This window comes from Colwellia sp. KS18-150, from assembly GCF_057551365.1.
This window is the reverse complement of sequence record NZ_BAAJMC010000003.1, coordinates 94,781-119,436: the sequence shown is the minus strand read 5'-3', so window position 1 is coordinate 119,436 and position 24,656 is coordinate 94,781. Positions and strand designations below refer to the sequence as shown.

The window sequence follows — 24,656 nt, the reverse complement described above, 5'->3', positions numbered from 1 at the left end:
TATTTAATCCTTGCTCAGTAGTGAACTACTAAATGACTGCGGTAATATAGCTAACAGCTTTAAAAGTAAAGTTAAGCGTTTTGGAAAGTGCAGATAATGCTTTCTTCGTTTAATGCCTTGATATATCCTTTCTGCAGCTTGTTCTGCTGTGAGTAAAAATGGCATGGGGAAGTTATTTTTATCGGTTAATGGGGTTTTTATAAAGCCAGGGTGAATGAGACAAACGTCAATGAGTTCTCTAGTTAGGTCAATTCTTAAGCTATTGGCTAAGTAGTCTATTCCTGCTTTTGACGCGCCATAAGCTTCTGCACGAGCAAAAGGTAAAATGGTTGCGCTTGAACTGATCAATGCCAGTTGACCACCTGAAACCACCTTAGGTAAAAAACACTCTAATAGAGCTCCCATGGCGACTAAGTTGGTATTGATAACTTCCCTAAAGCTTTTACCATCAAATTGCTTAGCGTTATCAATATAAAGGCAAGTGCCAGCATTAAGAATAAGGATTTCAATATATCCAATTTTTTCGGCGGCAGTTTTAACAGCACCGACATCATTAACATCAAAAACTAAATGTACTGCGGCATGCGGAGTTAATTTCTCTAACTTCTGCCTATTTCGTCCACAGGTGATAACTTGATAACCTAACTTACTATAGTGCTGGTATAAAGCTAGACCGATGCCCGATGTAGCACCTGTAATCAGTACTATTTTACCTTGAGCATTTAAATTGGTCTTATTCATGTTTACTTGCTCTACGCTTTATAAAAGCAATTAATTTACCAATAAATGGAATGTGTTCATAAAGCATCGCGCCAACATCAACAAAGTCTTTGTGATAAATGATTTTATCGTCAACCCCTTGGATTTGGGAGCTACCAGACACTTCAATTTCATGTCCTTTATTTAACTTAGGGTGGCAAAATTGCATTTGCCAATAAATTGCAGCTTGGTTACCCTCATGAATTACCTGCACTATAGTAAATTTACAACTTACAAGATTACTATAAAGATTTTCAAAGTAGGCTTTCAACTTGTCTATGCCTTCTAATGAATGCATAGGATCAATAAAGATAATATCTTGGTGATATAATTTATCCAATAAATGCAGGTTATCAATCGACAACTGGCTATAGGTTTCGATAAAGTTATCTAACCAAGGTAGTTGTTGCTGTTTATCTTTATCAACAATGTTTAATTGCACACTCATATCTTTCCTTCATTACTTCTTTCAATAGATTGGTAGAACGTTATGGCATCAATTCTTGCAATACCATGTTCAACAATCGCTGGCCAATAAACATCGAGTTGATGTTTCTTTAGATACTTGTGTGGAAAATGTATCTCTTTATCTGGCACAGCGATAAGTTCTGGCAAATAAATACGAATGAATTGACCAAAAGGATCAAACTTCTCACTTTGCCTGATAGGATTAAATACTCGAAAATAGGGTTGAGCATCACAACCAGTACTAGCAGACCATTGCCAGCCGCCATTATTAGCAGCCAAGTCCCCATCGATAAGCTGCTCCATAAAATACTGCTCTCCCCAACGCCAATCTATTAAAAGATGTTTAGTGAGAAAGCTTGCCGTTAACATACGAAGCCTATTATGCATCCAGCCCTTGGTGTTTAGTTGTCTCATGGCTGCATCTATAATGGGGTAACCGGTTCGCCCTTGTTTCCATGCCTCAAAATGTTTTGGATTATTAGGCCAGCGAACCTGTTGATATTTTTCTTTGAAGCAATGATGTTTCGATAGTGCTGGGCGGTGAAATAATAAATGGCGATAAAACTCTCGCCAAACTATTTCATTGAGCCAGCTGAAATTTTCACTATCACTCTCCAATAATAAATCAGGCCAATGATTGAGTAGAAGTCTTAAAACATACCTCGGGCTAATAACACCAGCAGCTAAATAAGGAGATATACCTGAAGTTCCTTTTATACTAGGAATGTCTCTTTGCTTTTTATAATGTTGATGCTTGTGATTAATAAAGTGAGTTAATACTTCTTGCTCAAATTCATCGGCAAGTGGCCAATGCTTTGAGGGCGAATTTTCAATGTCATTGTCACCATTAATTTGAGCATAAACTTCTGCATTTTCAGTTGCTTGAATTTTTCCTAAATATTCAAAACCATTAATTAGTACATACTTTAGCCAAGCGTGCTTAAAGGGGGTAAACACTTTAAACATAGTGTTCGATTTGGTGAGTATTTTTCCTTTTGGCACAATAACATCAGATTCAAAAAGTGTTAAATTGACCCCGTTTTCAATAAGTGCTTTATCACGTTGTTGTTCGTTAAACTCAAGTTCGGCGTTGGCAATCACTTGGGTTATTGCATATTGATGGCAATACTCTTGTATATATTTTTGTTGCTCAGCAAAGGTATCAACATGAACGATGTCGAGTTCAATACCTACATTAGCGAGTTCTTTAACCAGGGAAAAAGCATGTCTTAAGATAAAATCTATTTTTATCTCCGACCAATGATGTTGTCGCCATTGAGCTTTTGAAACAAAGAAAATAGCCTTACCGTAATCTTCAGACTTTTTATGGTTTAAAAAGTAATGTAAGGCTGGGTTGTCGTGGGTTCTTAAATCATTTCTGAGCCAAAGTAACACAGATATTCCTTAGCGTTTATTGAGAAAATTGGCTTAGTATGCGTACCTTAGTCTTAACTGTTCAGGATAAGGCGATAAGTAAGCTTGCTTTGCTAAATAATTTTTTGGGTATTGTAAAAGATAGTGCTTTATCAAAGTTAGTGGTGCCATTAAAGGTACCAAACCTAATCGATAATCATGTATTTGTTGCGTTAATTCTTTACGCTCATTGCATTTAAGGTGTTTAGAGAAATAACCTTGAATATGTGCCAAGGTATTAGCATGTTTTTTTCTTGTTGCCAGTGTTTTAAGGGCTAGCATTAAACCGCTAATATATTGCTCTGCCATTTGCTCTAACGCTATATCTGAACGAGCCAATAATTGTCCTAACTGTTTGTAAGCAATTAAATCGTGACTCATTACAGTATACTTATATTGGCTATGAAAACTGGTGAGTTTATGTTTCGTTAAGCCTGACTCTGTTAATTGCTGCCAGTGTTTATAAGCATATATCCGGGCAATAAAGTTTTCCCTAATCAAAGGGTCATTGAGGCGTCCGTTTTCTTCACATGGTAATAACGGATTTGCCGTCATTATTTCTTTCGCAAAAACTCCAACCCCGTCAGCCTTTAAGGCATTGCCTTCTGGGCTGTAAATTTTTACACGTTCCATCCCGCAGGTAGGACTTTTCGCACAAAAGATATAGCCACTAAGGTTTTTAGTTAAACCAGCCACTTTTTTACCGTAAGTAATTAAAGATTGAGTAACATCTCCACTGCCATCTGGCCTAGAAACAGTGATTAAATCATTCTGTTTAATTTGTCTGATAGTTTTTCTTGGTATAGGTAAACCTATTGCAACCTCAGGACAAAAACTTTTAAAGCTTACATGCTGAGAAAGTTCGTTAATACAAAATTTTGAAGGCTTATTACTGGCGTCAAAACGTACGTTTTCACCCATTAAACAAGCGCTAATACCAATATGTAGATCTTTTTTGTCAACTTTAAGGATCATAGCTAACTCCTTAGTATATTTAATAAATAAACGAACCTATTGGATTAAGTAATTTGTTAATACCTTGAGTGAAATGCAATGCATCGTTTGCTACGGTGTAACATAAGCAACCCTCAGTTGAAATTGGATGATGTTGATGGTCACCACTTAACATAATGAAATCACCTTTTTCATAGTGACCGTTTTCGTCTTCAAAAGAACCGTCAAGCAATAAAGTTAACTCGAACCCTTTGTGTGTATGCTCGGGCACACCGCCACCTGGTTCAATGTGCAATAAGCTGGTATGAATTTCATTTTCTTCAAGCTGAATGCGTGCTCGAGATAGTTTACCAATGTGTGCTGTTCTGCCAAGTTCCATATTATGAAGTGCATGTGGTAAAATATATGATTGCTCATTAAATGATATCTGCTTTTCCGTTTTTACTACGTTCTTGGCTAGATCTTCTGTTGCGGTTATATCATCAATCATTTGATCAAAATTGATGACTGGCATATCTGCAATATCCTCACTACTGTCAACAATAAATCGATCAAGATAAGCTTCTTCAAACTCAAAACTAGCTTCTGCCACTTGGTCTGTTAATTGTGCAATTTGACGCTGGCAAGCTGGACACATGTCAGCGTGAATAGCGATTCCTGCTGATAATGATGCCGGTAAGTCGCCATCAACGAATGATTTGAGTAACTCAAATGTAGGGTGATGTTTAATCATGATCTTCTCCTAACTGCACTTTGAGTTTAGCGAGTGCTAAGCGCAACCTCGATTTAATCGTACCTATAGGTAAATTTAATTTAACAGCTAATTGTTCTTGGGACATTTCCATGAAGTAGAAACCTTTTACCACTTCACGCTGGGCTTCTGGCAGTGTATCGATAACACTGAGTAAATTATCTTGAGCTAGGTGGTCATTAAAGCTGTCGTCTTCACTAACCATATTTTCAGCAATTGGCCAGATGTCATCACTTAGATTATCTTCTTTGTTACCCTTAATTTTACGCAGCATATCAAAGGTGACATTACGCATAATTGTATAAACCCACGTGGTAGCAGCACCTTTGTCAGCATTAAAAAGGTGAGCTTTACGCCAAACATTACTCATGGTTTCTTGAACCACTTCATTAGCTTGTGCTTCGTTTGGAAATTTACCACGAGCTATACATAAAATTTTGGGTGCAAAGAACTTAAACAAAACTGTAAAAGCTTGCTTATCTCTGCTTTGTGCGACAGCGTTTAGTTTCAAGCAAAGCTGAGAGTGATCTATTTCATTCTTCATCTTAATAGATTTAGCATTTGTCTTGGTGTATAGCAAGTTAGTTTGCATCACTGTAAATACCAATTAATAATCATTTAATTACCTATACGTTGGTAAGCTGTAAAAGATCACTCAAATTTAAAATTATTTTAAATAATGACGTCATTAACAAAACCTTTTGCTTGAGAAAAGTTATTTTCCAGAACAAATTGATTTTTTACCGTTAAGCTAACGGGTAAGATTTCTAACCACCTTGCAATGACCCAGTGACTACTTTTTAGTAGTCTATGCTGATATAAACGACTTAATAAGGCATTACTGTTGATTACCTCGTTCAGCGCTTTTTCTAAATCTGAAGAAGTCAAACTGTCATTGACATTGTTTTGAGACCAATGCTCCAAAGGTTTAACCTTGGCAAATGCTAAGCTATTTTCATCAAACTTAATATTTGATATTTGAACTAGTGAGCAACAGTGAACATCAATCTCTAACAAACCATCATCTCCCTGATTGAAATCCTGTATTTTTACAAGGCTGCCCCAATCGTTATGTTTTATGTCTTCAGTCGTTGAGGTAAGTTGAATAACAAACGTTTGATGTGCCGATATCAAGCTCAACATTTTGGTGTATTTAGCTTCGAATATTCTTAACCTCAACCTTCCCTCAGGCAGAATAAAAACCGATAAGGGAAATATCGGTAACGATAAATAGCTAATATCTTGTTCTATTATATTTTTCATACTACTTCATACGTTACAACTCGCTCAGGCGATCAACCTAAGGTGATTTTTATCTCTATGATATTTCTAGTCGTGCGATTTCAAAGAGATAATCAAGATAAATTCAGTTTCTAAATATAAAAAAGCCCCTATATAGGGGCAAAATTTACAACAAGGAGCTAAGTCGGGTTAGTTTAGGATTACGGTATCAATAACATGAATAATGCCGTTACTGGTTTGTATTTCAGTCATCGTTACTTTAGCACCGCCAATCATTAGCATCCCGCTTTCTGCGTCGATACTAACCGCCACGTCACTACCTGAAGCTGTCGTTAATGACATACCATTAGCAGCATAAGCATCAAGAGCGGTGATTGCACTATCACTTACTACGTGTGTCAATAACACATTAGTTAATGCTGTGGTATCTGCTAGAAGTGATGTTAAAGCTGCTGAGTCAATTTTATCAAAAGCAGCATTGGTTGGCGCAAATACAGTGAAATTCGCTTCTTCATCAGCTAATGTAGTAACTAAATCAGCAGCAGTTAACGCTGTTACTAAGGTTGAAAAGTTATCTGGGTCTGCTACCGCAACATCTACAATGGTTTGAGATGACATATCAACGGAAGTAGGTGGTAAGATAACCGTATCTACTACATGAATAACACCATTAGTTGCCAATACATCAGCAGTACTTACTTTTGCGCCATTAGCAAAAAGCATGCTATTAGCAAAGGATAATGCAATTGAACTTCCCTCAGCTGTTGTTGCCATATTATCGGTTGTTTGAGCTAAAGAAATAGCCGCATCAGACATCACTTTATTAGGTAGTACATGATATAAAAGAATATCAGAAAGTTGTTCGTTAGTTAAACTATCCAAGGTGCCAGCTGGCAGTTTGGCGAATGCAGCATCCGTTGGTGCGAATACCGTATAATTATTATCAAGATCACCAAGCACAGAGTCTAAACCTGTTGACTGTAATGCTGATGCTAGCGTGGTAAAGTTGCCATTTGCAACGGCTACTTCTACTAAACTCATGTGAGCAGGAATCTCTACTTCTCCAACAATCACTGCATCTATTACATGGATGATACCGTTGGTTGTATGAATGTCTTTCATAATAATATTAGCACCACCAAAAGTTAACATATCGGTCATGGTATTAATCATTAAGGGTTGCATAGCCATTGATGCGGTTTCTACTGAAGTGCCATTTAAAGTAAATGCTGTCACGGCATCAACTTTTACGCCAGAAACTACGTGTTGTAAAAGAATGCTAGATAATACGTCAGGATTAGCTAACAATGTGCTCATGGTTTTTTCATCAATGAGTGCGAACGCGTCATCTGTTGGGGCAAATACGGTAAAATTGGTGCTTTCATCAGCTAATACTGCATCTAAGTTAGTTGCCTGTAAAGCAGTAACTAAGGTAGTAAAGCTACCATTGGCAATAGCTGTATCAACAATATTCATTGTTGGTTCCATCATATCCGCTGGCGGAAGTAACACAGCATCTATTACATGTATTATACCATTATCGGCAACAATATCTGTACTCGTTACTGTGACTGTATTAATCAGTAAACTACCATCAGAAAGAGATAAACCAACTTCGTCACCATTGACCATGGCGACTTTTGTACCTGCAAGCGAAATTGCTGTACTGGCAGGTACCTCACCGCTAATCACATGGTAGGTTAAGATATCTGATAACTTGTCTGTATCCATTAACAAGCTATCGATAGTTTCTTGACCCAACAAGGCGAATGCTTCATCTGTAGGGGCAAAAACGGTAAATTTTTGACTGGTATCACTAAGTGTTGCGTCTAGACCGGTAGCCTCTAGTGCCGCAACGAGTGTGGTAAAGTTTCCGGCAGTAACTGCTGTATCTACTATAGTCTTGCTTACCATAGGTTCATCAGCAACGGCTACAGTATTATCATCGTCATCATTACATGCTTGTAATAAAACGACACTTGCTAAGGTTATGCATAACAGTTTGAATTTATTCACGGGTGTTCCCCTCAATTTAATTAATTTCCATCATTATTTACGAGGAGGTAATTAATTTTGATCACTTTTAATATTAAAAAAAAGATATTTTTTATTGTGATCTCAAGTTGAGTATTGTTCGTATGTATGATGTTTTCACACTGTATAAAAGCATTATAAAACACTGGTTGATGGTTGATGTTATTTTGTTTTAGGATGTTAACTTTACATATGAATTAACATCCTAAGTCGTGTTAATGAGATAAAATGATAATTTAGCGCCCAAATTAAAGTAATGAAGTAACGTAAGAGGTGAAGCAAGAAAGGTTTATATTTTTAATCTTGGCAACGTTTATCAGGCATAGATTTATCAAAGAATAATGTTATATCGGCAACTGTTATGCCTAGCTTTTTCATTTTAGTTTTATTTACCACGCGATCTCTATTTAGTTGATACATCCAATCATCTAAATGAAGTATATAAACATCATCATCGACTGGTACCTCTAAACTATACTGCCAATGAAAAGCAAAGCCGACATGTTGACCACTTGCTGTACCGATAACATCTTCAGCCGTTCCTTGATAAGCGCCATTTGCCAGTTTGACCAGTTGCCAGTTTCGATAAGTGATTTCACCATCATCAAAGTAGAATTTTTCAGCTAGCAACCCTTCATCACCTTGCCAACTTCCTTGAATTTCGACACAAAAGCGTCGAGTAACTTGACCGGAGTAATTCTGTACAATACCCCAAGCAAGCACATGCCCGGTAAAATAGGTCTTAATATCAAAGGGCTTTTCAACCTTTTTATATTGTTCTATATCCGTTGAACAGCCATAAAGGAAAAACATCATCATAGCGATTAAAGTCATTTTAATAACATTATTCATGGTTATCACCTCCTAATAATTGCGCTCGCAATTTGGGCTCACTGGTACTTTCATCAAGCCAAATGTCGACGAATAGCTGACCAAAAATATCATCGTTAATTGTACCGATATATTGGTTGTTGAAATAAAACACACTTTTATCTTTTTGCATTAACATGGCTAAATTGTCTCCTTTTTTAATGTTTGGCCAAATAGCTGTTAGTGCTTCAATGTAATCTTGATAGGCTTTTTGCGGAACGCCTTGATGCTGCCATTGTTCAATAGTTCGCATAATTAAGTCTTGATTAGATATATCGGCAAAATAACTAATTTGAAATATCAGCTCATCACTCTCAACAGAAATAGGGTAGTGCCCCGACGTTGTTTTTAATTGGCTTTGATATAAATCCCAAAATAAAATAGAAAAGGTTGCGCTACCTGTAGTAATAAATGGTTGGGCAGCCAAAACTGATTCGAGGCTAGCTTCACCTGAGAAGCTGTCATCTAATTGTAACGGTGAATTAGGTTCGCCCCACACGAATGAATGGATACAAAAATATAAAAGAATACTAATAAATGCTTTATACATAGCGTAACTCCTCTTGAATTAAGTACGATTTCAACGAGAAGAACAGGATCATTAGTAGCCCCCAAATAACTGACAGAATGACAAAAGTGTTTGTCACCGTAAAGCCGAAAGATACTGCATTCATCTCGTTGCCTGCTAGGTAACTTATAGGGGCCAATAAAGCTCCGGCAAGACCTTGAAATAACTTCGAACTTTGTAAAAACTTCAAGCTATGGCAAAGGGTTGAAGCAAAACAAAACCATAAAGTGATTAACCAAAAAGGCATCATTTGTCCTTGTGGGAAAACAAATACGCCTAAGTATTGCAACAGAGAATCAACCACTATTCCTATAACCGTTACTGCACAAATTAAGTAAAACTCTTTAGCCTTGGCTTTAGATATAAAGTAGAAGTGAAGTCCTAGCATTATTAATGCAACAGGTATGAAGAAATTCCCCCAATACACTAAACCAAACCAAGCTAAATCAAAGCCAATAACATTAATAATAAACACGAAAGTCACCTAAGAATAACTGAGCTTTTGAAACTAATACGAAGCTAAAGCCGTTTGGGTTTACTTTTAGGTTAGATGTATCGAATATTTAATAAGTTTACGATTAGTGAATCAATTTTAATTCATTTACCTTAGGTAAGATTAGTACCCCTTTCTTTATTAAGGAACGGGTAATCCTAAATGGTGTGCATTTCGTGCCTAGCTTGTAAAAGTAAGGTTCTTGGTATGACAGGATTAAATCAGGTATAGGCTACAGAATAGGTGGGGTAGATGGTTTTATTGGTACTAGTGAATTGACTATAGAATACGACCAAGCGCTAGATACAAAAAAGCCCTAACCGAAGTGTGGGCTAGAATGAATAGTACAGACTGCCGGAGTCGAACTGTTAAATCTGCTTAGCTACTGATAAATCAGTAGCTAAGCAGATTTAAATTTTACAAATAAAAAAGCCTCAACATAAATGCTGAGGCTTCGTTATGAATGGTGCCGACTGCCGGAGTCGAACTGGCGACCTACTGATTACAAGTCAGTTGCTCTACCAACTGAGCTAAGTCGGCACACAAAACTGTGTGCGATAATCAATTTTTACTAAGTAATAACTAACTATCTTGGCACCGAAACAATGTTTTATTTCTAAGGGAAAAAAAGCACCATTTCTTTAAATGGTGCCCCGACCCGGAATTGAACCAGGGACACGAGGATTTTCAATCCTCTGCTCTACCAACTGAGCTATCGGGGCATCTCTATTCGAAGCGTTTTTGCTGCCTCGTTAAGACGGGGCGTATTAAACTGTTTTTCACTTTGTTCGTCAACTGTTTTTTTACAACTTTTTTATAAAACAGGTTTGTTTGCTGTTTTATTATGCTTATTGTTGTTTATTTAACAGTAATTGTGATCTTTTCTGACAAAACAGGCTTTTCATGTGGAATATGTAAATGATTACCTAACACCAATTGTAGCGTATGTTTTCCTGGTGCAAGTGTTATTTGTGTTTCAGTTTGACCACCACCAAAGTGTTTAAGTTTATCTGTTGCCGGTAAAGGAAGGCTCATATCAGGTAAAGTGTCCGTATCAATTAACAAGTGATGATGACCGGTATTGTTTTTTTCAATACCAGCAGGGGATACGCCCATACCACTTAAACCGAATTTAACCGTAAATGTTGTTGAAACAGTTTGTCCATCTAAAGGCGAGATAAAATATACTTTAGCGTTGGCAGGAGCTGTTGAAGTATGTCCATGACTAAATACCGCTGTGCTTAACGTTGCAAGCGCAAGAGTTAGTACCATTATTATTTTTTTCATTTTCTTTCCTTATTGAATATTCGTTAAGTATTATGTTGACGGTGGAACATAACCATCAATCGTTGGCTCTATTCCTTCAAATAAATACGCTAACATGGCGGCTTCTAGAAAAGCACGATCGTCAGGGTTCATCATATTCATTTTTTTCTCGTTAATTAGCATGGTTTGTTTTTTTTGCCAATGTCCCCAAGCTTCTTTTGAAATATTATCAAAAATACGTTTTCCCACTTCACCGGGGTATAACTGAAAGCCTAGACCTTCGGCGTCTTTTTTTAAACTCTGACAAAATACTGTGCGACTCATAATGTTTTCTCGTTTACTTGGATTAATTATACTTTAATTGGTTTATTAGCTTTTGGGTAGATGCTGCCAAACCAACGTTGGCTTCAATGGCTAAATCATACCATTTTTGTGGTTGTTGTTCGTTAATTTCTGGTTTTATTTGCGCTACCGCACTAGGCTGGCAATTAATGACAATGGGTTCTATATCCAAATGAAAATGACTAAATGTATGTCTGAATGAGGTCAAGGCTTCTCTTGATTGCTCTTGCAGTTGTAGTGAAGCTAATAAGTCTGCTATTTCAGCGTGTTTTGTCACTTCATAAAAACACCATAATCCACCCCAAATTCCCGTTGGTGGACGCTTTTCCATTAATACTTGGCTTGTGTTCTCAGTTGCCATTTTAGGAATAACCATAATAGTGCTTTTTTCGGGGATCTTTTTCTTAGGCTTTTTCTGGGGATAATTGCTTTGCTCGTCACTTGCAAGCGCTAAACAGCTTGTTTGAATAGGGCAAAGTTCGCACTTAGGCTTGCTGCGAGTACAAACTGTTGCACCTAAGTCCATCATTGCTTGATTGAAGCTAGCTGTTTCCACTGCAGGGGTTAACTGCTCGGTAAGTTGCCATAAGCTTTTATCAAAAGCAGATAAGCCATTATAACCTGCGACTAAATAACAACGGGCAAGTACGCGCTTTACGTTACCATCTAAAATAGGTTGGTGCTGATTTAACGCTAAAGACAAAATTGCGCCGGCAGTAGAGCGTCCTATGCCAGGCAGCGCGATCACATCATCTATATTTTCTGGAAAAGTGCCTTGATGTTCACTGACGATTAATTTTGCGGCTTTATGTAAGTTACGAGCTCGAGCGTAATAACCTAAGCCCGTCCAATGGTGTAGTACTGTGTCTTCATCAGCAATAGCCAAATCTTTAATGGTAGGGAAGCTATCCATAAATCTTTGGTAGTAAGGAATCACAGTGGCCACTTGGGTTTGCTGCAACATGATTTCAGAAATCCATACACGATAAGGCGTTTTATTTTGTTGCCAAGGCAAATGTTTTCTGCCTTGTTGGTGATACCAAGAGACGACTTGCTTACCAAAATAATTTGCTGACTGGTTTGATATTTGAGTTTTAATGGTCATTACTTTTTAAAATTTTTTGGCTAGTGTAACCAAAAGGCTACTAGCACTCAAAAATAGTTTTATTGAGGCTATTATCCTCTGTATAATATCGCCAATTATTATTAATAAGGTTTCCTGATGAAATTAAATGCCAAAAACCGCAGTATGCGTCTGCGAAAAAAACTTCGTGTTGATGAGTTTAAAGAATTAGGTTTTGATGTTGCTTGGCAACTTAACGATGGGATCACAAGTGAAGAGCTTGATGCTTTTATCGATAAATTCTTCGCTGAGGTTATTCAACCTAACGGTTTAGGTTTTGGTGGCGAAGGTGATACGTTATGGCATGGTTTAATCTGTACTCAAAGATTAGGCTCTTGTACCGATGAGCAAAGAAATGCAGTTGAGTCTTGGTTAACCGATAACGGTGCTACTCAAGTGGCAGTAAGTCCCCTATACGATGTGTGGTGGGCTGAATAAATTCTGAGTGTTTAAAAACAATTTATACTACGTTAAGTAAATTTGAAATATGAGTAACTATTTCTGCTTTTACTTGCCTTGCCTAAATTGTTTTTAATTCTCTCAGTGGTATTTTCAAGCAGTAAATAAAACCGCTAAAAAATACCTTGACAGCTTTGCCTAAAACTCACTTGTTTAGAAGAACTTGCATAAGTAGTACTTTGCAGTATTTGTTCAGAGAAAGCTTGATTACAAACATCTTGATAGTTTTTGGGACACCCAAATTATTGAGAATAAAGAATAGTTATATTGAAGAAAACCTATGACAGAAGAAAATAAAAAAGTACATAAAACCTTAGAGCAGGCAGAGCAAGAAGGTAAATATATTCGTAAAGTGCGTAGTTTTGTTAAACGTGAAGGTCGGTTAACAAAAGGGCAAGAACGTGCATTGAATGATCATTGGGCTACGATGGGGTTAACCCATGAAGCAGGCCTAATTGATGTTAAAGCCTTGTTCGGTAATGACAACCCGATAACGTTAGAAATTGGTTTCGGGATGGGGAAGTCATTAGTTGAAATGGCTAAATCTGCGCCTGAAGTGAACTTTATTGGCATAGAAGTGCATAAGCCGGGCGTAGGTGCATGTATATCTCTGGCAGTGGATGAAGGTGTAAGCAACTTAAAAGTATATGAGCACGATGCTATTGAGATCTTAGCGGACTGTATCGCTGATAATAGTTTAGATACCGTGCAACTTTTCTTTCCTGATCCATGGCATAAAAAGAAGCATCATAAGCGTCGTATTGTTTCTGCTGAATTTGTGGAAACTATTCGCCAAAAACTTAAATCTGCTGGTGTTTTTCATATGGCAACAGATTGGGAGAATTACGCTGAATGTATGCTAGAAGATATGCAAAGCGCTCAAGGGTATAAAAATTTATCACAGACCAATGATTATGTACCACGACCTGATTCTCGTCCGTTAACGAAGTTTGAAAATCGTGGTCAACGTTTAGGTCATGGTGTTTGGGATTTACAATTTGCTAAAGTGTAACTTTGTTGATTGCAATAACTTGAATTCTTAGTTAAACGCTTTTTCGACATAAAATAAATGCTGAGCATTACGTAGGTTACCTGAGTCTTTTAACCATTGCTCCGTAATTATTTCTCTTTCTAAAGCCGCATGTAAAATGCGGCTTTTATATTGTGTCCAATAAAAAATGGTTGCCTCTTGATGGCATGCATTATTCGGGAACACATCGCATCTGCTTTGTTCTAAATCTTCAATGATTTTGTTAATCACTTTATCTTTTAATTCATCTTCAATCTTTTGTTTAAATTGGTTAAATTGTTTGGCTTTAACTAACTGCCAAATTAACCAAGCTAATGCGCTTAATGCCAATACTGCGATAATTTGGATAAATTGCATTGTTTTTCTCTGTTAACGAATATGGAAAGATAATAACAATTCTTGCTAATAAAATATCTGATTATTTTTTTTATATTCGTTACAGTATACGACAATTTTAAATAAGGATTTTTCAAAAGTTATGCACATCATGAAAGTTATTTTACTCACTAGTCTCATTTTTATTACTTCCTGCGCTAGTGCAGATAACACCATTCAAAAGCTTTATAAATCAGTTAACCCTGCAGTGGTAGAATTGCACGTTAAAGCATTAGCTGATCCAAAACCGGGACAAGCCTCGTATAAAGCTAACGTATCTGGCTCTTTAGGCTCAGGCGCATTAATTAATGACAAAGGTCGAATTTTAACAGCTGCTCATGTTGTTGATAGAGCTACTGAAATTGAAGTGGTCTATGCCGATGGTACTAAAACTAGCGGTCATGTTGTTTGGGTTGAGTCTATGATTGATTTAGCGATGATCCAAGCTGTTGATGTGCCTGAGCATATCCAGCCGTTGAAATTAGCTAAGTCGAATGATTATCAAATAGGTGAGCAAGTTGTTGTTATTGGTGCGCCATATGGTGTTAGTCATAGCTTATCTGTTGGTTATTTAAGTGGTATTCGTGATGGTAAACAAATTCCGGCCACAGACATCACCCCACGCTTATTGCAAACTGATGCATCAATTAATGTTGGTAATTCTGGTGGGCCAATGTTCAATAGCCAAGGTGAAATCATTGGTATTGTTAGTCATATCTTATCAAAAAGTGGTGGTAGCAACGGTTTAGGCTTTGTTGTTTCAATTGACACCATTCATGACATTATGGACAGCGACCCTGGTACTTTTTCTGGTTTTATTCCTTTTCTTCTTAATAAGCAACAGTCTTACGCGCTAAATAATGCTTCTGGTCATGGCATGTTAATTCAGCATGTTGTACCGCGTACTTTAGCTGATAAGCTTGGCTTTAAAGGAGGCAATATTAGCGTTACTATCGGGCATACTTCTTTGTTACTTGGTGGCGATATTTTGTTATCAATAAACGGCCATAAAATTACCGACATTGAGTCAGCAATAAAGATCAAACAACGTATGGCTGATGTGAAAAAAGGTGATGAAATTTCATTTACTTTCTTAAGGGCAGGAGAAGTAAAAACCGTTTACTGGAAAGTTGAGTCTGATCGTTTCTAATTTATCGATTATTTATCCCTCCTCGTAATCACTTCTTAAACGCATCAAGTTTTTTATTGTAAAAGCTTGATGTGTTTTTTTATCAATTGTAAATCCTAGACGCTTTTGCTTTAGCTAAGTTGCATGACAAAGTTGGCTGCTATATATTAAAACGCTTGTTTAAATACTATCCGAAATCAGTAAATTGGTTCACATTATAAAAATTATAGGAACGCTCTTGAATAAGAAGATTGTAATAACCGCTTTTGTGTTAATTATAACGATATTAGCCACTGTTTTTTACCCTAAGATAAGTAACATGCTATATACAGCAACAGGGTTTAGTGCCAAAAATATTTGCTCAGGGCATTTTATTAGCGGCTTTGAAGTACAAAGTATTGTCGATGAGGCGTTAACTCCCGTTGATGACGCTTTTTCATTGGTTAGTGTCGATATTGATAGTAAAAACCAACGTATTAAGACAAATGTATTGGGTTTATTTGAGCGAGAAGCTGTTTATTATCAGGGGATAGGCTGTACGTTACTCTCTATTGAACAGGAGACAACAGTAAAAGAAATCAAGCCATTAGCATTTACTTTCCAAGGAAACGACTACGCTACACCATGGCCACTAGGAGAGGGAAAGGTTAATGAACAAGTCGCAGGGGTGAACTATAAAGCCTTATCTGAAGTCATAAAACGGGCATTTTCAGAGCCACTCCCAAGCGATAGCCGGCGTACAAAAGCTGTGGCAGTTATCTATAAAGGTCAACTTATCGCCGAGTACTATGCAAGCGATGTTACTCAAAATACACCTTTGTTGAGTTGGTCTATGGCGAAAAGCATAACCACCTTGCAAACAGGTTTACTAGTAAAGGATGGTTTAGTTGATATTTATAAGCCAGCTAATGTGCCTTTATGGCAGAATAAACAAAGTCACCAGCAAATTACTTTAGATCAATTACTGCGCATGAGTAGCGGTTTAGAGTTCGCCGAAAATTATGGCGGTGCTAGTGATGCTCCTTATATGTTGTCGGTAGCACCAAGTGCCAGTGATTTTGCCGAAAATAAAGCCGTTATTCACAAGCCTGATACTTTCTGGGCTTATTCTAGTGGCACATCAAATATTATTTCAGCCATTATAAAACGTTCTATCTCGGGAGGCTTTCAGCAGTATTACGAATATACGCAAAACAAACTTTTCAAGCCATTAAATATCAAAAGTGCACAATTAGAGCCTGACAGCCAAGGGACATTTATCGGCTCATCATATATCTATGCAACAGCGAGAGACTGGGCAAAGCTTGGACAATTAATGCTTCAAGATGGTGATTGGTTTGGTGAACGTATTTTACCTATTGGTTGGAGCGACTATGCGAGTAAACCTACTGCAACTGACCCGTTAAATCATTATGGCGCTCAATTTTGGCTTAATGGCGACCCTGATGATAAGGAATTACAAAGAACTTGGCCTAGTGTGCCTAATGATGCCTACTCTATGAATGGTTACCAAGGGCAGTATGTTGTCATGATCCCATCAAAAGACCTTGTTGTAGTAAGATTTGGTTTTACTACCCCAGGTGCAGACAAGGGCATAGAAGCCCTTCTTGCTGGTGTCGTTTCATCAGTAAAGTAATGATAAATCTGAGTGATTATTAGCTTTTTTAATAATCACTTTTTCAAGCAGTGTTACATTATTTAATAGAATGTTATTTGTTACAAGACGATAAATAACTCAGCTATATCTGCCATTTTTTAGCGCTTTTTCAATAATCAATCAGTCTATTTTAAGAATACCTCAGGCTTTTTTAATAATACGTAAGCTATTTTGACTCACTTACTTATAGTGAATAGTGAAAAAACTTTAAGCACTCAAATAGCGTTGTAGATTTAACAGGCAAAAACACATACTAACAATAATACAATTACAACATTTTAAAAATCATCCTGCCAGTAGAGCAAGGTTAAAGATGAATAGGGGAAATATAGATGTATAAGAAAAATAAAGTCGCATATGCGATAGCCTCAGCCTTAATATTATCGTCATTATCAGTAGTCGCAGAAGAAGCAGATAGTGAAGTGAAAGAGTCTGATATAGAAGTATTAACTGTTACGGCGCAAAAGCGTGTGCAAAATGTCTTAAAGGTACCTGTTTCTGTTGGCACGGTATCAGCCAGTTTAATAAAAGAAACGGGCTCGACCTTATTAGCTGATATTGACAAATTTATTCCCGGTTTTGAATTTAGCGATTCTAATATGACACAAGCTGGCATTACTATGCGTGGTATTACTAGCCCAGGTATTAGTGTTGGTGGTGACCCTTCCTCTGCTACATTTTATGATGATGTCTATATGCCTAGAGCCGCACAAAACGTACTGTTCTCAGACATGGCTCGTATTGAAGTATTAAAAGGACCACAAGGTACATTGTTTGGTAGGAATGCGGCAATGGGCGTAGTTAATATGGTGCCTAATGCTCCAGGAGAGGACTTTGAAGGCTTTGTAAAAGCAACGTTAGGCACTGATAGTTTACAGCGCTATGAAGGTATGATTAACATTCCTATTACTGATAATGTTTATATTCGTGCCAATGGTTTGTCAAACAGGCAAGATGGTTTTGTTGAAAATATCGCTACGCCCAGCTGGAATGCAAATAATAAAAACTGGGGGATTGGTGAAAAAGGCCATGATGCTGGTCGAATAGCATTATTGTGGGATATTTCAGATGATACAAATTTCCAAATATCTTACGAAATAGACAGATTAGATCAAGCGCCTGAAGTCAACATTGGCTTAAGTCAGTATGGTTATAATGGCGGTGAAGACCCTTTTGCCTCAAAAACTGAAAACGATGTTAATGGCGGTGGTGAATCTCGTGATATGAGTGCGGTTACAGCCAAATTTGACCATTACTTCAGTGATGAGTTATCAATGAAATATGTGGTTAGTTATCGTGAGTGGGTGGCAGATAATAAGCAGGAAGAAGACGGCACTGCAGATATTACTCGTTACTTCGATACAGTCAATTATGAAGACTCTGATATTTTCTACACAGAATTACAGTTTAACTATGAAACAGACAAGATAAGTGCAGTAGCTGGCTTTTCTTATTCAAAAGAAGACGTTTATCAAAAAACAGAGCTAAACGCGATTGCTGACTCTGCATCACGGTTAATAACCGGTGAATTAAATGGCGTTATTCATGATGGTGTAGCTCAGCAGATTGCGGGCATGATTGGTGGTGATACCGATGATCACGCTGAAGCCGCCTTTGGTCCTGGAGTTACATTTGATGGTGCAGTTGATGCTTTTTATACCGCCAATGGCTTCCCGATGGATCATATGTGGAATCCTGACGAATGGGCTGGCGCATTAAATGTGCTTGGTGTTGCAGACGATATAATGACAGGTATTGGAATGCCCGGTGTTCCATTAACGTCTGAAATTGTCACTGCTACCGGCGATTTGACCTACGATATTGTTTCACAGCAAATGGGCATAGCTGAAATTTTTGGACCAAGTGTTACAGGCACCTTTTGGGAAGAGCGAGTATACAATACCGGTGATTTTACTAACTGGGGGATTTATGGCGATGTCGATTACTCGTTAACGGATAAGTGGAATATTATCGCGGGTTTACGTTACTCAAACGATAAAAAAGATTTTACTTGGATGATCCCTGAAAATAGCTTTGCAGCAATTAAACCTGGCGTCAGTAACTTAATCTTTCCTATGGTTGATATGTCGGCATCAGATGAGTGGAGCCAAACTACTGGCCGCTTAGTAACAAGTTATCAAGTGACCGATGATGATATGTTCTTTGCCTCGTATTCGACAGGTTATAAATCAGGTGGATTTGATTCATTAACGCCTAACCCAGAAGCCTTTGAACCAGAAGAAACCTCTAATTTAGAATTTGGTTATAAAGGTATTTTATGGCAAGAAGTTGTGGCGAATATCAGTGCTTATTATATGGAGCTAGATAATTTCCAAACGGTTGTTGACTCTAAACCGCCAGGCTATAGCCAAGCCATTCCAACTATTTTAAATGAAGACAGAAATATTACCGGTATTGAGTTAGATATTCGCTGGTTTGCCAGTGAAAATGTAACCTTAGGGCTAGTCACTGAAGTGAGAGATATGGAAGTGAATTCGCCAGAGTTTTACAATGGTGAAGGTACATTAATCGCTGCAACTAAAACTACAACCGATGCGGCACTAAATTACACCGCTACTTTTGACTGGTTACTTGATATTGGTTTGGGCAATACCAACTTGCACGTTGACTATCAATTTGTTGAAAATACCAATGCTCAACAAGCAGGGCTAGAAGATTATAAAAAAGACATAGATGCCTATTTTTATGATACCAAAGACTTAAATGCGCGTTTCTCATGGATAAATGAAAATGACACCATAGAAATTGGTATTTGGGGCAAAAACTTACTTGATAAACGTTATGTAAGTAATGTTGGTGGTTACACTGCCGCAGATAGTGTTTTTGGTACTCCAACGGCGGATATTAACCGCGGACTAGAAGCCGGTATTGATTTTAAATACATGTTCTAACCCTGAACGTTTAACTAGATAAATTAAAGCCTTACATGAACTCATGTCAGGCTTTTTTATTTTATTGGGCAAATAAATTGAAAATAAAGTCTTAATTTACTTAAGTCTACAACATGGGGTAGACTGACTGCTGTTCACCTTTCTTAATTAGCGATTATGCATACGACTTCTCAGTTCTTATCTTCTTTTGCTCTTTTACAAATGCTTATGTGTAGCATGTTGTTATTTCCTTATTTGTTCAAAAAAGCTAGAGAGGGAAATAGCAATGACTCAATCGCATTATTTATTTTATTAATGGTTTGCAGTGCCTTTTATCTACTCCCGAGTATTTTTGTTAATGCTGAAAATAGTCCTTTTGTTTGGTGGTTAAGTCATATTGGCGGTAATGCTTTGCCCGGTGCTTTTTGGTTGGTGGCGTTAACGATATTTTCTGAGCATATTGAGCTGAAAATTCGCCATTACGTCGTGGCGTCAATGACCTTAATTATTCCGTTAACCTCGTTATTATTACAATGGGTATTTTCTTATAATCTAACCCAAACTATGACATTGTATTTTATCGTGAAATACGGTGCTATGGCGTTAGAGTTGATGTTGATTAGCCATGCTTTGCTCATTGCTATTAAATTTTGGCGTGATGACTTAGTTGAGCAGCGTCGATATATTCGTGGTGCAGTGATCAGTTTATCGGCGTTTTATATTTTTGTGGTCATTGTTATCGAGCAGATATTTAAGTTGCAATGGCAAGGCATAGATTTAGTTAAGTCGCTGCTGTTATTACTGCTGATCACCGTGATTAATTTAGTGTTATTTAAATTGCGCTCTAATAGCTTATTTATCATTGAAAATAAAAAATCCACCTCGCATAGCGCCACTAACAATGTCACATCAAAACAATCTAAAGAGTTAGCGTCCATTCTCGATGCCATGAATAAAGACTTACTGTATCAACAAGAAGGACTAACTATTGCAAGTTTTGCTAAGCATCTAGCTATTCATGAATATAAATTAAGACAGTTAATTAATGGTGAATTAAATTATCGTAATTTTAATGACTTTTTAAATTTTTATCGCATTAAAGAAGTGACAGATAAGTTAACCCAGACAGACTTTGCACAAACGCCGGTTTTAACTCTTGCTTTAGAAAGTGGTTTTAGAAGTTTAAGCTCTTTTAATAAGGCTTTTAAAGATACTCATCAATTAACTCCAACTCAATATCGAAAAAAATATCTTTCGTAGAGCCCTGTAAAAATAGGCTTCTTTATAATTCGTCAGCTTTTTCAATGAATACGTAAGCATTATTTTTCATAAGTTTTATAGTCTAAGCATCTTCTCAATTATATTTTCAAATAGGTGCTTAATTCTATGTCGGTAAAGTTTAACTCCTTAGTTATATTGGTACTTGTTTTTAGCACTTTAATGTCTTGTTTTGCATTATCTCAAACTGCAGCTGAAACCTTATATAAAGAGTGCTCCGCATGTCATGGAGAAAAAGGTGAGGGTAATAAGGCTTTAAATACACCCGCAATAGCAGGTCAAAAAGCGAGTTATGTAGTTCGACAGGTTAATCATTATGCTAACGATCTTAGAGGCAAGTCGTTATTAGCAAAACCTATGGTTGCTATTGCTAAGACTATTGATATCAATACAGATTTACCTATTTTAGCAGCCTATATTGAAAAGATGCCCGTGCAAGCAATTAGCAATGATGTAAAGGGAGATTTAAAAAATGGCTCTCGATATTATCAAGCAAAGTGCGGTGCTTGTCATGGTGGTGAAGCGCAAGGCAACTCCAGTTTTAAAGCGCCTAGACTGGCTAATCAAAATGTTGAATATTTACAACAACAAATGAAAGACTTTGTTGCAGGTAAGCGAGGGTATGCCAAAGAAGATAAATTAGGTCGTCAAATGGCAATGATGGCTAATACCACCCAAGGCAAAGAGCTTACTGATATCTTGTATTATATCTCTATGCAGTCAGTTAAGTAATGAGTGTATATATGAAAATATATGAGCAAAAAGGTGCTGTTACCAAGCTCATTATCGGATTGATATTTGCTCTTTTTAGTTGCGCTATAGTTCAAGCAAAGAGCTTTGTGCTATCAGAAAACTGTCCAGCGAGTTTTGAGCTTGTAGCCGTTGAAGGCAAGGAGTCGGTTTGTCGCTTGGTGAATTTGTATCAGTTTTATGATTCAGTACAAAGTAGAGGAGTAGGCGGAACACAGACTTCACTACCTAAACATCGCGATGGTTTTACACCAGCACAAATCGATTTAGGACGATATTTATTTTTTGATCCGTTATTGTCTAAAGATGGCTCTATATCATGTGCTAGCTGTCACCAACCTGATAAAGGGTTTAGTGATGACTTAGACCGAAGTATTGGCATTACCGGTGATAAAGTTGCTCGAAGCGCTCCTACGCTTTGGAATGTTGCTTTTTTAGATAGATTTTTTTGGGATGTCAGAGCAAATAGCTTAGAAGAGCAAGCACAAGGTCCACTTTTCGATCCATTAGAGATGGGTAATACGCCAGAGCAGCTACTAGAAACGCTTAAAAATAATGCAACTTACGTTGCCATGTTTCACAAGGCATTTCCAAAGCAGAAATCTCTTGATGTTGCTCAAGTGTATACCGCCTTAAGCGCATTTCAAACAAGTTTGATTTCGTTAAATAGTCGTTACGACAGATATGCCCACGGTTATCATCAAGCGTTAAATGAAAATGAAGTGAAAGGGTTAAATATATTCCGTTCATTTGTTGCTCGTTGTGCTGAGTGTCATCAACCACCATTATTTACCAACAACCAAGTAGCTGTTATTGGCGTGCCAGAGGCAAAGGATCGAGCGTTTGATATTGGTGCTCAAAAAACCTATGCCGACACAAAAAATGCTCAGAAATTGCGCGGTGGCTTTAAAGTGCCAACTTTAAGAAATATAACTAAAACAGCTCCTTATATGCATGCAGGGAATTTTGATAAGTTATTTGATGCGGTTGAATTTTATTCATTAGGTCGAGGCCACGCCGTACCTGAGAATGAGAACTTACAGTTACATTGGCATATTTGGGAGCCTGATTTAACGGAAGAAGAAATGCATTTAATCGTTGAATTTTTAGGCGCGCTAACGGATGAAAGTTTAACACCTGAAATGCCTATGTCGCTTCCATCGGGTTTACCTGTGGTTGATGCAAAGTATCAAAGTCAAAGAATGAGTACAGAGTTAACAAGCGTGAATGAATCAAACAATAACAAGTACGAGCAAAACGGGGAAGAAGATGAATAAACTAATAACAGCAATTGTTGTGGTAGGGGCTTTTGCCGGAGGTCTATATTTTGGCAATAGTCAAAACGGCACACCAGTGATAACAAAAAGTGACAAAGGGGCTAGTTATGGTGGAGGTTTTGATAAAACTAAGCAAGTACAGCAATCAACATCAGGTAAAAAGTCTGCGGTTGCTGAGCGTACCGTCGCTGGTAAAACTCATGTGGTTAATGACGGCGATAAAATTATGGACGCTGTACAAAAAGCGCAACCGGGCGATACATTACAAATTATGCCCGGTACATATTCTGAAACTGTTTATATCGATAAAGATGATATTCGTATTGTCGGTGTTATTAAAGAAGGGAAGTACGCCACATTAGATGGTAAAGGTAAACTGAATGATGCGATATTATATTCGGGCAATAATATTGTAATAGAGAACATGCGTATTACCAAATATAAGGGTAATGGCATTATGGGGCAGGCAGGTAATAACTTTGAAATTCGTAATAATATCATCGTTGATACTGGGGTTTACGGTATTTTTCCACAGCTTGGCCAAAATGGAATTGTTGAATACAATGTTATTTCAGGTATTGAAGATGCGGCTATCTATGTTGGCATGAGTGATAATATTCATGTTGCTCATAATGATGTTTTTGACAGTGTTGCAGGTATTGAAATTGAAAACTCTCGCCATGCGATTGTTGAGAATAACTATGTTCACAATAATACCGGCGGTATTCTAGCCTTTATCACACCAGGCTTACCGATTAAAACCACTTTCGATGTAATTATTCGAAATAACTTTATCGATAATAATAACCATAAGAATTTTGCCGCTCCGGGCTCAACCGTTGCTGGTATACCTGCAGGTACGGGCATTCTTATCATGGCAGCTGATGAAGTCATTGTAGAAAATAACATTATCTCGAATAATAAAACTGCCGGTATTTTAATTACTGATCATGACAATGCCCCCAATACTACAATTGATCCAGAGTCAGACCCAGCTCCAGATAAGGTTATGCTTTTAAATAATATTATGCTAAATAATGGTTACGATACTATTGATGAGGCTAAAGCATTAATGTTAACGGAATTTAAACAGGGCAATCCTGATATTTTACGTGTAGGTGTTTCTCGTGATAGTTGTATTATCAATCGTCATCGTTATGTCACTGTCGGTGTCAGTGATTGGGATGAATGTAATTTCACCAATACTAATGCTATTGATAGTTACATTTTAGATGAGCCAGTTGCACCGAGAGAAATCGATCCTTCAGAGCGTGGTAAAGTCGTTTATATGGGGATTTGTGCAGGCTGTCATACATACACTGGCCGTATGATTGGTCCGCCAGTGCAAATAATCCAAGCGTTATATATGGATAACCCACAAGGTATTGCTGATTATATTGCGGCACCTACTAAAAAGCGCGAAGATTATCCTGAAATGCCACCACAAAATTATTTAGATGCTGAAACACGTTTAGCCGCAGCTAAATATATGCTTGAAAGAAAAAATTAACCATAAGTGATTAGTTC

The 24,656-nt window shown here is 37.3% G+C and carries 24 protein-coding genes and 2 tRNA genes; 9 read left to right on the top strand and 17 right to left on the bottom strand.

The window, feature by feature from the left end; all coding sequences use genetic code 11:
• Window positions 1–3 precede the first annotated feature (3 nt).
• From AC27IF_RS06085 to mutY, 16 genes are all read right to left on the bottom strand, one after another.
• Entirely contained in the window at window positions 4–741 is a 738-nt protein-coding gene (locus AC27IF_RS06085; RefSeq protein ID WP_487052919.1) for an SDR family NAD(P)-dependent oxidoreductase, read from the bottom strand.
• A complete protein-coding gene (locus AC27IF_RS06080; RefSeq protein ID WP_487052918.1) occupies window positions 734–1,207 on the bottom strand; it encodes a nuclear transport factor 2 family protein in 474 nt (157 codons plus the stop codon). Before AC27IF_RS06080 ends, AC27IF_RS06085 begins: the two co-directional genes overlap by 8 nt.
• Window positions 1,204–2,622 (bottom strand): deoxyribodipyrimidine photo-lyase, encoded by a 1,419-nt coding sequence (phrB, locus tag AC27IF_RS06075; protein ID WP_487052917.1) that lies wholly within the window; start codon window positions 2,620–2,622, stop codon window positions 1,204–1,206. The genes AC27IF_RS06080 and phrB overlap by 4 nt, the downstream gene beginning before the upstream one ends.
• 33 nt (window positions 2,623–2,655) lie before the next feature.
• Entirely contained in the window at window positions 2,656–3,615 is a 960-nt protein-coding gene (locus AC27IF_RS06070; RefSeq protein ID WP_487052916.1) for a YbgA family protein, read from the bottom strand.
• Window positions 3,616–3,634: 19 nt separating this feature from the next.
• The gene (locus AC27IF_RS06065) at window positions 3,635–4,327 is read right to left on the bottom strand and encodes a ChrR family anti-sigma-E factor (protein WP_487052915.1); all 693 of its coding nucleotides are present in this window, start codon (window positions 4,325–4,327) and stop codon (window positions 3,635–3,637) included.
• Window positions 4,320–4,937 carry a sigma-70 family RNA polymerase sigma factor gene (locus tag AC27IF_RS06060; protein ID WP_487053325.1) on the bottom strand — a complete coding sequence of 206 codons (618 nt, stop codon included), beginning with the start codon at window positions 4,935–4,937 and terminating at the stop codon, window positions 4,320–4,322. The genes AC27IF_RS06065 and AC27IF_RS06060 overlap by 8 nt, the downstream gene beginning before the upstream one ends.
• A gap of 80 nt (window positions 4,938–5,017) precedes the next feature.
• On the bottom strand, window positions 5,018–5,608 hold the full coding sequence (locus tag AC27IF_RS06055) for an LON peptidase substrate-binding domain-containing protein (RefSeq protein ID WP_487052914.1): 591 nt from the start codon (window positions 5,606–5,608) through the stop codon (window positions 5,018–5,020).
• A gap of 168 nt (window positions 5,609–5,776) precedes the next feature.
• Entirely contained in the window at window positions 5,777–7,603 is a 1,827-nt protein-coding gene (locus tag AC27IF_RS06050; protein ID WP_487052913.1) for a fasciclin domain-containing protein, read from the bottom strand.
• A gap of 315 nt (window positions 7,604–7,918) precedes the next feature.
• Window positions 7,919–8,473, bottom strand: a complete 555-nt coding sequence (locus AC27IF_RS06045; protein WP_487052912.1) for a DUF3833 domain-containing protein — start codon at window positions 8,471–8,473, stop codon at window positions 7,919–7,921.
• A complete protein-coding gene (locus AC27IF_RS06040; RefSeq protein ID WP_487052910.1) occupies window positions 8,466–9,041 on the bottom strand; it encodes a chalcone isomerase family protein in 576 nt (191 codons plus the stop codon). Before AC27IF_RS06040 ends, AC27IF_RS06045 begins: the two co-directional genes overlap by 8 nt.
• Complete coding sequence (locus AC27IF_RS06035) at window positions 9,034–9,534, bottom strand: DUF2878 domain-containing protein (protein WP_487052909.1); 501 nt, start codon at window positions 9,532–9,534, stop codon at window positions 9,034–9,036. Before AC27IF_RS06035 ends, AC27IF_RS06040 begins: the two co-directional genes overlap by 8 nt.
• A 482-nt stretch (window positions 9,535–10,016) precedes the next feature.
• Window positions 10,017–10,092, bottom strand: a tRNA-Thr gene (locus tag AC27IF_RS06030).
• Window positions 10,093–10,198: 106 nt separating this feature from the next.
• Window positions 10,199–10,274, bottom strand: a tRNA-Phe gene (locus tag AC27IF_RS06025).
• A 136-nt stretch (window positions 10,275–10,410) separates the two neighbouring features.
• On the bottom strand, window positions 10,411–10,839 hold the full coding sequence (locus AC27IF_RS06020; protein WP_487052907.1) for a DUF4399 domain-containing protein: 429 nt from the start codon (window positions 10,837–10,839) through the stop codon (window positions 10,411–10,413).
• Window positions 10,840–10,869: 30 nt separating this feature from the next.
• The gene (locus tag AC27IF_RS06015; protein WP_487052906.1) at window positions 10,870–11,142 is read right to left on the bottom strand and encodes an oxidative damage protection protein; all 273 of its coding nucleotides are present in this window, start codon (window positions 11,140–11,142) and stop codon (window positions 10,870–10,872) included.
• A gap of 22 nt (window positions 11,143–11,164) precedes the next feature.
• On the bottom strand, window positions 11,165–12,265 hold the full coding sequence (gene mutY, locus AC27IF_RS06010; protein ID WP_487052905.1) for an A/G-specific adenine glycosylase: 1,101 nt from the start codon (window positions 12,263–12,265) through the stop codon (window positions 11,165–11,167).
• A gap of 117 nt (window positions 12,266–12,382) precedes the next feature.
• Between mutY and AC27IF_RS06005 the strand changes: the two genes are divergently transcribed.
• A complete protein-coding gene (locus tag AC27IF_RS06005) occupies window positions 12,383–12,721 on the top strand; it encodes a YggL family protein (protein WP_487052904.1) in 339 nt (112 codons plus the stop codon).
• 301 nt (window positions 12,722–13,022) lie between these two features.
• The gene (gene trmB, locus AC27IF_RS06000) at window positions 13,023–13,754 is read left to right on the top strand and encodes a tRNA (guanosine(46)-N7)-methyltransferase TrmB (protein ID WP_487052903.1); all 732 of its coding nucleotides are present in this window, start codon (window positions 13,023–13,025) and stop codon (window positions 13,752–13,754) included.
• Window positions 13,755–13,781: 27 nt separating this feature from the next.
• On the opposite strand, the gene AC27IF_RS05995 is transcribed toward trmB, so the two are convergent.
• The gene (locus AC27IF_RS05995; RefSeq protein ID WP_487052901.1) at window positions 13,782–14,129 is read right to left on the bottom strand and encodes a hypothetical protein; all 348 of its coding nucleotides are present in this window, start codon (window positions 14,127–14,129) and stop codon (window positions 13,782–13,784) included.
• Between the two features lie 121 nt (window positions 14,130–14,250).
• Here AC27IF_RS05995 and AC27IF_RS05990 point away from each other — a divergent pair, with 121 nt between their 5' ends.
• From AC27IF_RS05990 to AC27IF_RS05960, 7 genes are all read left to right on the top strand, one after another.
• A complete protein-coding gene (locus AC27IF_RS05990) occupies window positions 14,251–15,297 on the top strand; it encodes a S1C family serine protease (protein WP_487052900.1) in 1,047 nt (348 codons plus the stop codon).
• A 217-nt stretch (window positions 15,298–15,514) separates the two neighbouring features.
• On the top strand, window positions 15,515–16,912 hold the full coding sequence (locus AC27IF_RS05985; protein ID WP_487052899.1) for a serine hydrolase domain-containing protein: 1,398 nt from the start codon (window positions 15,515–15,517) through the stop codon (window positions 16,910–16,912).
• Window positions 16,913–17,265: 353 nt separating this feature from the next.
• Window positions 17,266–19,845 (top strand): TonB-dependent receptor, encoded by a 2,580-nt coding sequence (locus tag AC27IF_RS05980; protein WP_487052898.1) that lies wholly within the window; start codon window positions 17,266–17,268, stop codon window positions 19,843–19,845.
• Window positions 19,846–20,001: 156 nt separating this feature from the next.
• On the top strand, window positions 20,002–21,084 hold the full coding sequence (locus AC27IF_RS05975; RefSeq protein ID WP_487052897.1) for a helix-turn-helix domain-containing protein: 1,083 nt from the start codon (window positions 20,002–20,004) through the stop codon (window positions 21,082–21,084).
• A gap of 126 nt (window positions 21,085–21,210) precedes the next feature.
• A complete protein-coding gene (locus tag AC27IF_RS05970; RefSeq protein ID WP_487052896.1) occupies window positions 21,211–21,834 on the top strand; it encodes a c-type cytochrome in 624 nt (207 codons plus the stop codon).
• Between the two features lie 11 nt (window positions 21,835–21,845).
• Complete coding sequence (locus AC27IF_RS05965; protein ID WP_487052895.1) at window positions 21,846–23,129, top strand: cytochrome-c peroxidase; 1,284 nt, start codon at window positions 21,846–21,848, stop codon at window positions 23,127–23,129.
• Window positions 23,122–24,639 carry a parallel beta-helix domain-containing protein gene (locus AC27IF_RS05960; protein ID WP_487052894.1) on the top strand — a complete coding sequence of 506 codons (1,518 nt, stop codon included), beginning with the start codon at window positions 23,122–23,124 and terminating at the stop codon, window positions 24,637–24,639. The genes AC27IF_RS05965 and AC27IF_RS05960 overlap by 8 nt, the downstream gene beginning before the upstream one ends.
• Window positions 24,640–24,656 lie beyond the last annotated feature (17 nt).

Bases quoted from the DNA above. Each gene is read 5' to 3' on its own strand.
- AC27IF_RS06085 (WP_487052919.1), bottom strand. From the start codon at position 741: ATGAATAAGACCAATTTAAATGCTCAAGGTAAAATAGTACTGATTACA.
- AC27IF_RS06080 (WP_487052918.1), bottom strand. From the start codon at position 1,207: ATGAGTGTGCAATTAAACATTGTTGATAAAGATAAACAGCAACAACTA.
- AC27IF_RS06070 (WP_487052916.1), bottom strand. From the start codon at position 3,615: ATGATCCTTAAAGTTGACAAAAAAGATCTACATATTGGTATTAGCGCT.
- AC27IF_RS06065 (WP_487052915.1), bottom strand. From the start codon at position 4,327: ATGATTAAACATCACCCTACATTTGAGTTACTCAAATCATTCGTTGAT.
- AC27IF_RS06060 (WP_487053325.1), bottom strand. From the start codon at position 4,937: ATGCAAACTAACTTGCTATACACCAAGACAAATGCTAAATCTATTAAG.
- AC27IF_RS06055 (WP_487052914.1), bottom strand. From the start codon at position 5,608: ATGAAAAATATAATAGAACAAGATATTAGCTATTTATCGTTACCGATA.
- AC27IF_RS06045 (WP_487052912.1), bottom strand. From the start codon at position 8,473: ATGAATAATGTTATTAAAATGACTTTAATCGCTATGATGATGTTTTTC.
- AC27IF_RS06040 (WP_487052910.1), bottom strand. From the start codon at position 9,041: ATGTATAAAGCATTTATTAGTATTCTTTTATATTTTTGTATCCATTCA.
- AC27IF_RS06020 (WP_487052907.1), bottom strand. From the start codon at position 10,839: ATGAAAAAAATAATAATGGTACTAACTCTTGCGCTTGCAACGTTAAGC.
- AC27IF_RS06015 (WP_487052906.1), bottom strand. From the start codon at position 11,142: ATGAGTCGCACAGTATTTTGTCAGAGTTTAAAAAAAGACGCCGAAGGT.
- mutY (WP_487052905.1), bottom strand. From the start codon at position 12,265: ATGACCATTAAAACTCAAATATCAAACCAGTCAGCAAATTATTTTGGT.
- AC27IF_RS06005 (WP_487052904.1), top strand. From the start codon at position 12,383: ATGAAATTAAATGCCAAAAACCGCAGTATGCGTCTGCGAAAAAAACTT.
- trmB (WP_487052903.1), top strand. From the start codon at position 13,023: ATGACAGAAGAAAATAAAAAAGTACATAAAACCTTAGAGCAGGCAGAG.
- AC27IF_RS05995 (WP_487052901.1), bottom strand. From the start codon at position 14,129: ATGCAATTTATCCAAATTATCGCAGTATTGGCATTAAGCGCATTAGCT.
- AC27IF_RS05990 (WP_487052900.1), top strand. From the start codon at position 14,251: ATGCACATCATGAAAGTTATTTTACTCACTAGTCTCATTTTTATTACT.
- AC27IF_RS05980 (WP_487052898.1), top strand. From the start codon at position 17,266: ATGTATAAGAAAAATAAAGTCGCATATGCGATAGCCTCAGCCTTAATA.
- AC27IF_RS05975 (WP_487052897.1), top strand. From the start codon at position 20,002: ATGCATACGACTTCTCAGTTCTTATCTTCTTTTGCTCTTTTACAAATG.
- AC27IF_RS05970 (WP_487052896.1), top strand. From the start codon at position 21,211: ATGTCGGTAAAGTTTAACTCCTTAGTTATATTGGTACTTGTTTTTAGC.
- AC27IF_RS05965 (WP_487052895.1), top strand. From the start codon at position 21,846: ATGAAAATATATGAGCAAAAAGGTGCTGTTACCAAGCTCATTATCGGA.
- AC27IF_RS05960 (WP_487052894.1), top strand. From the start codon at position 23,122: ATGAATAAACTAATAACAGCAATTGTTGTGGTAGGGGCTTTTGCCGGA.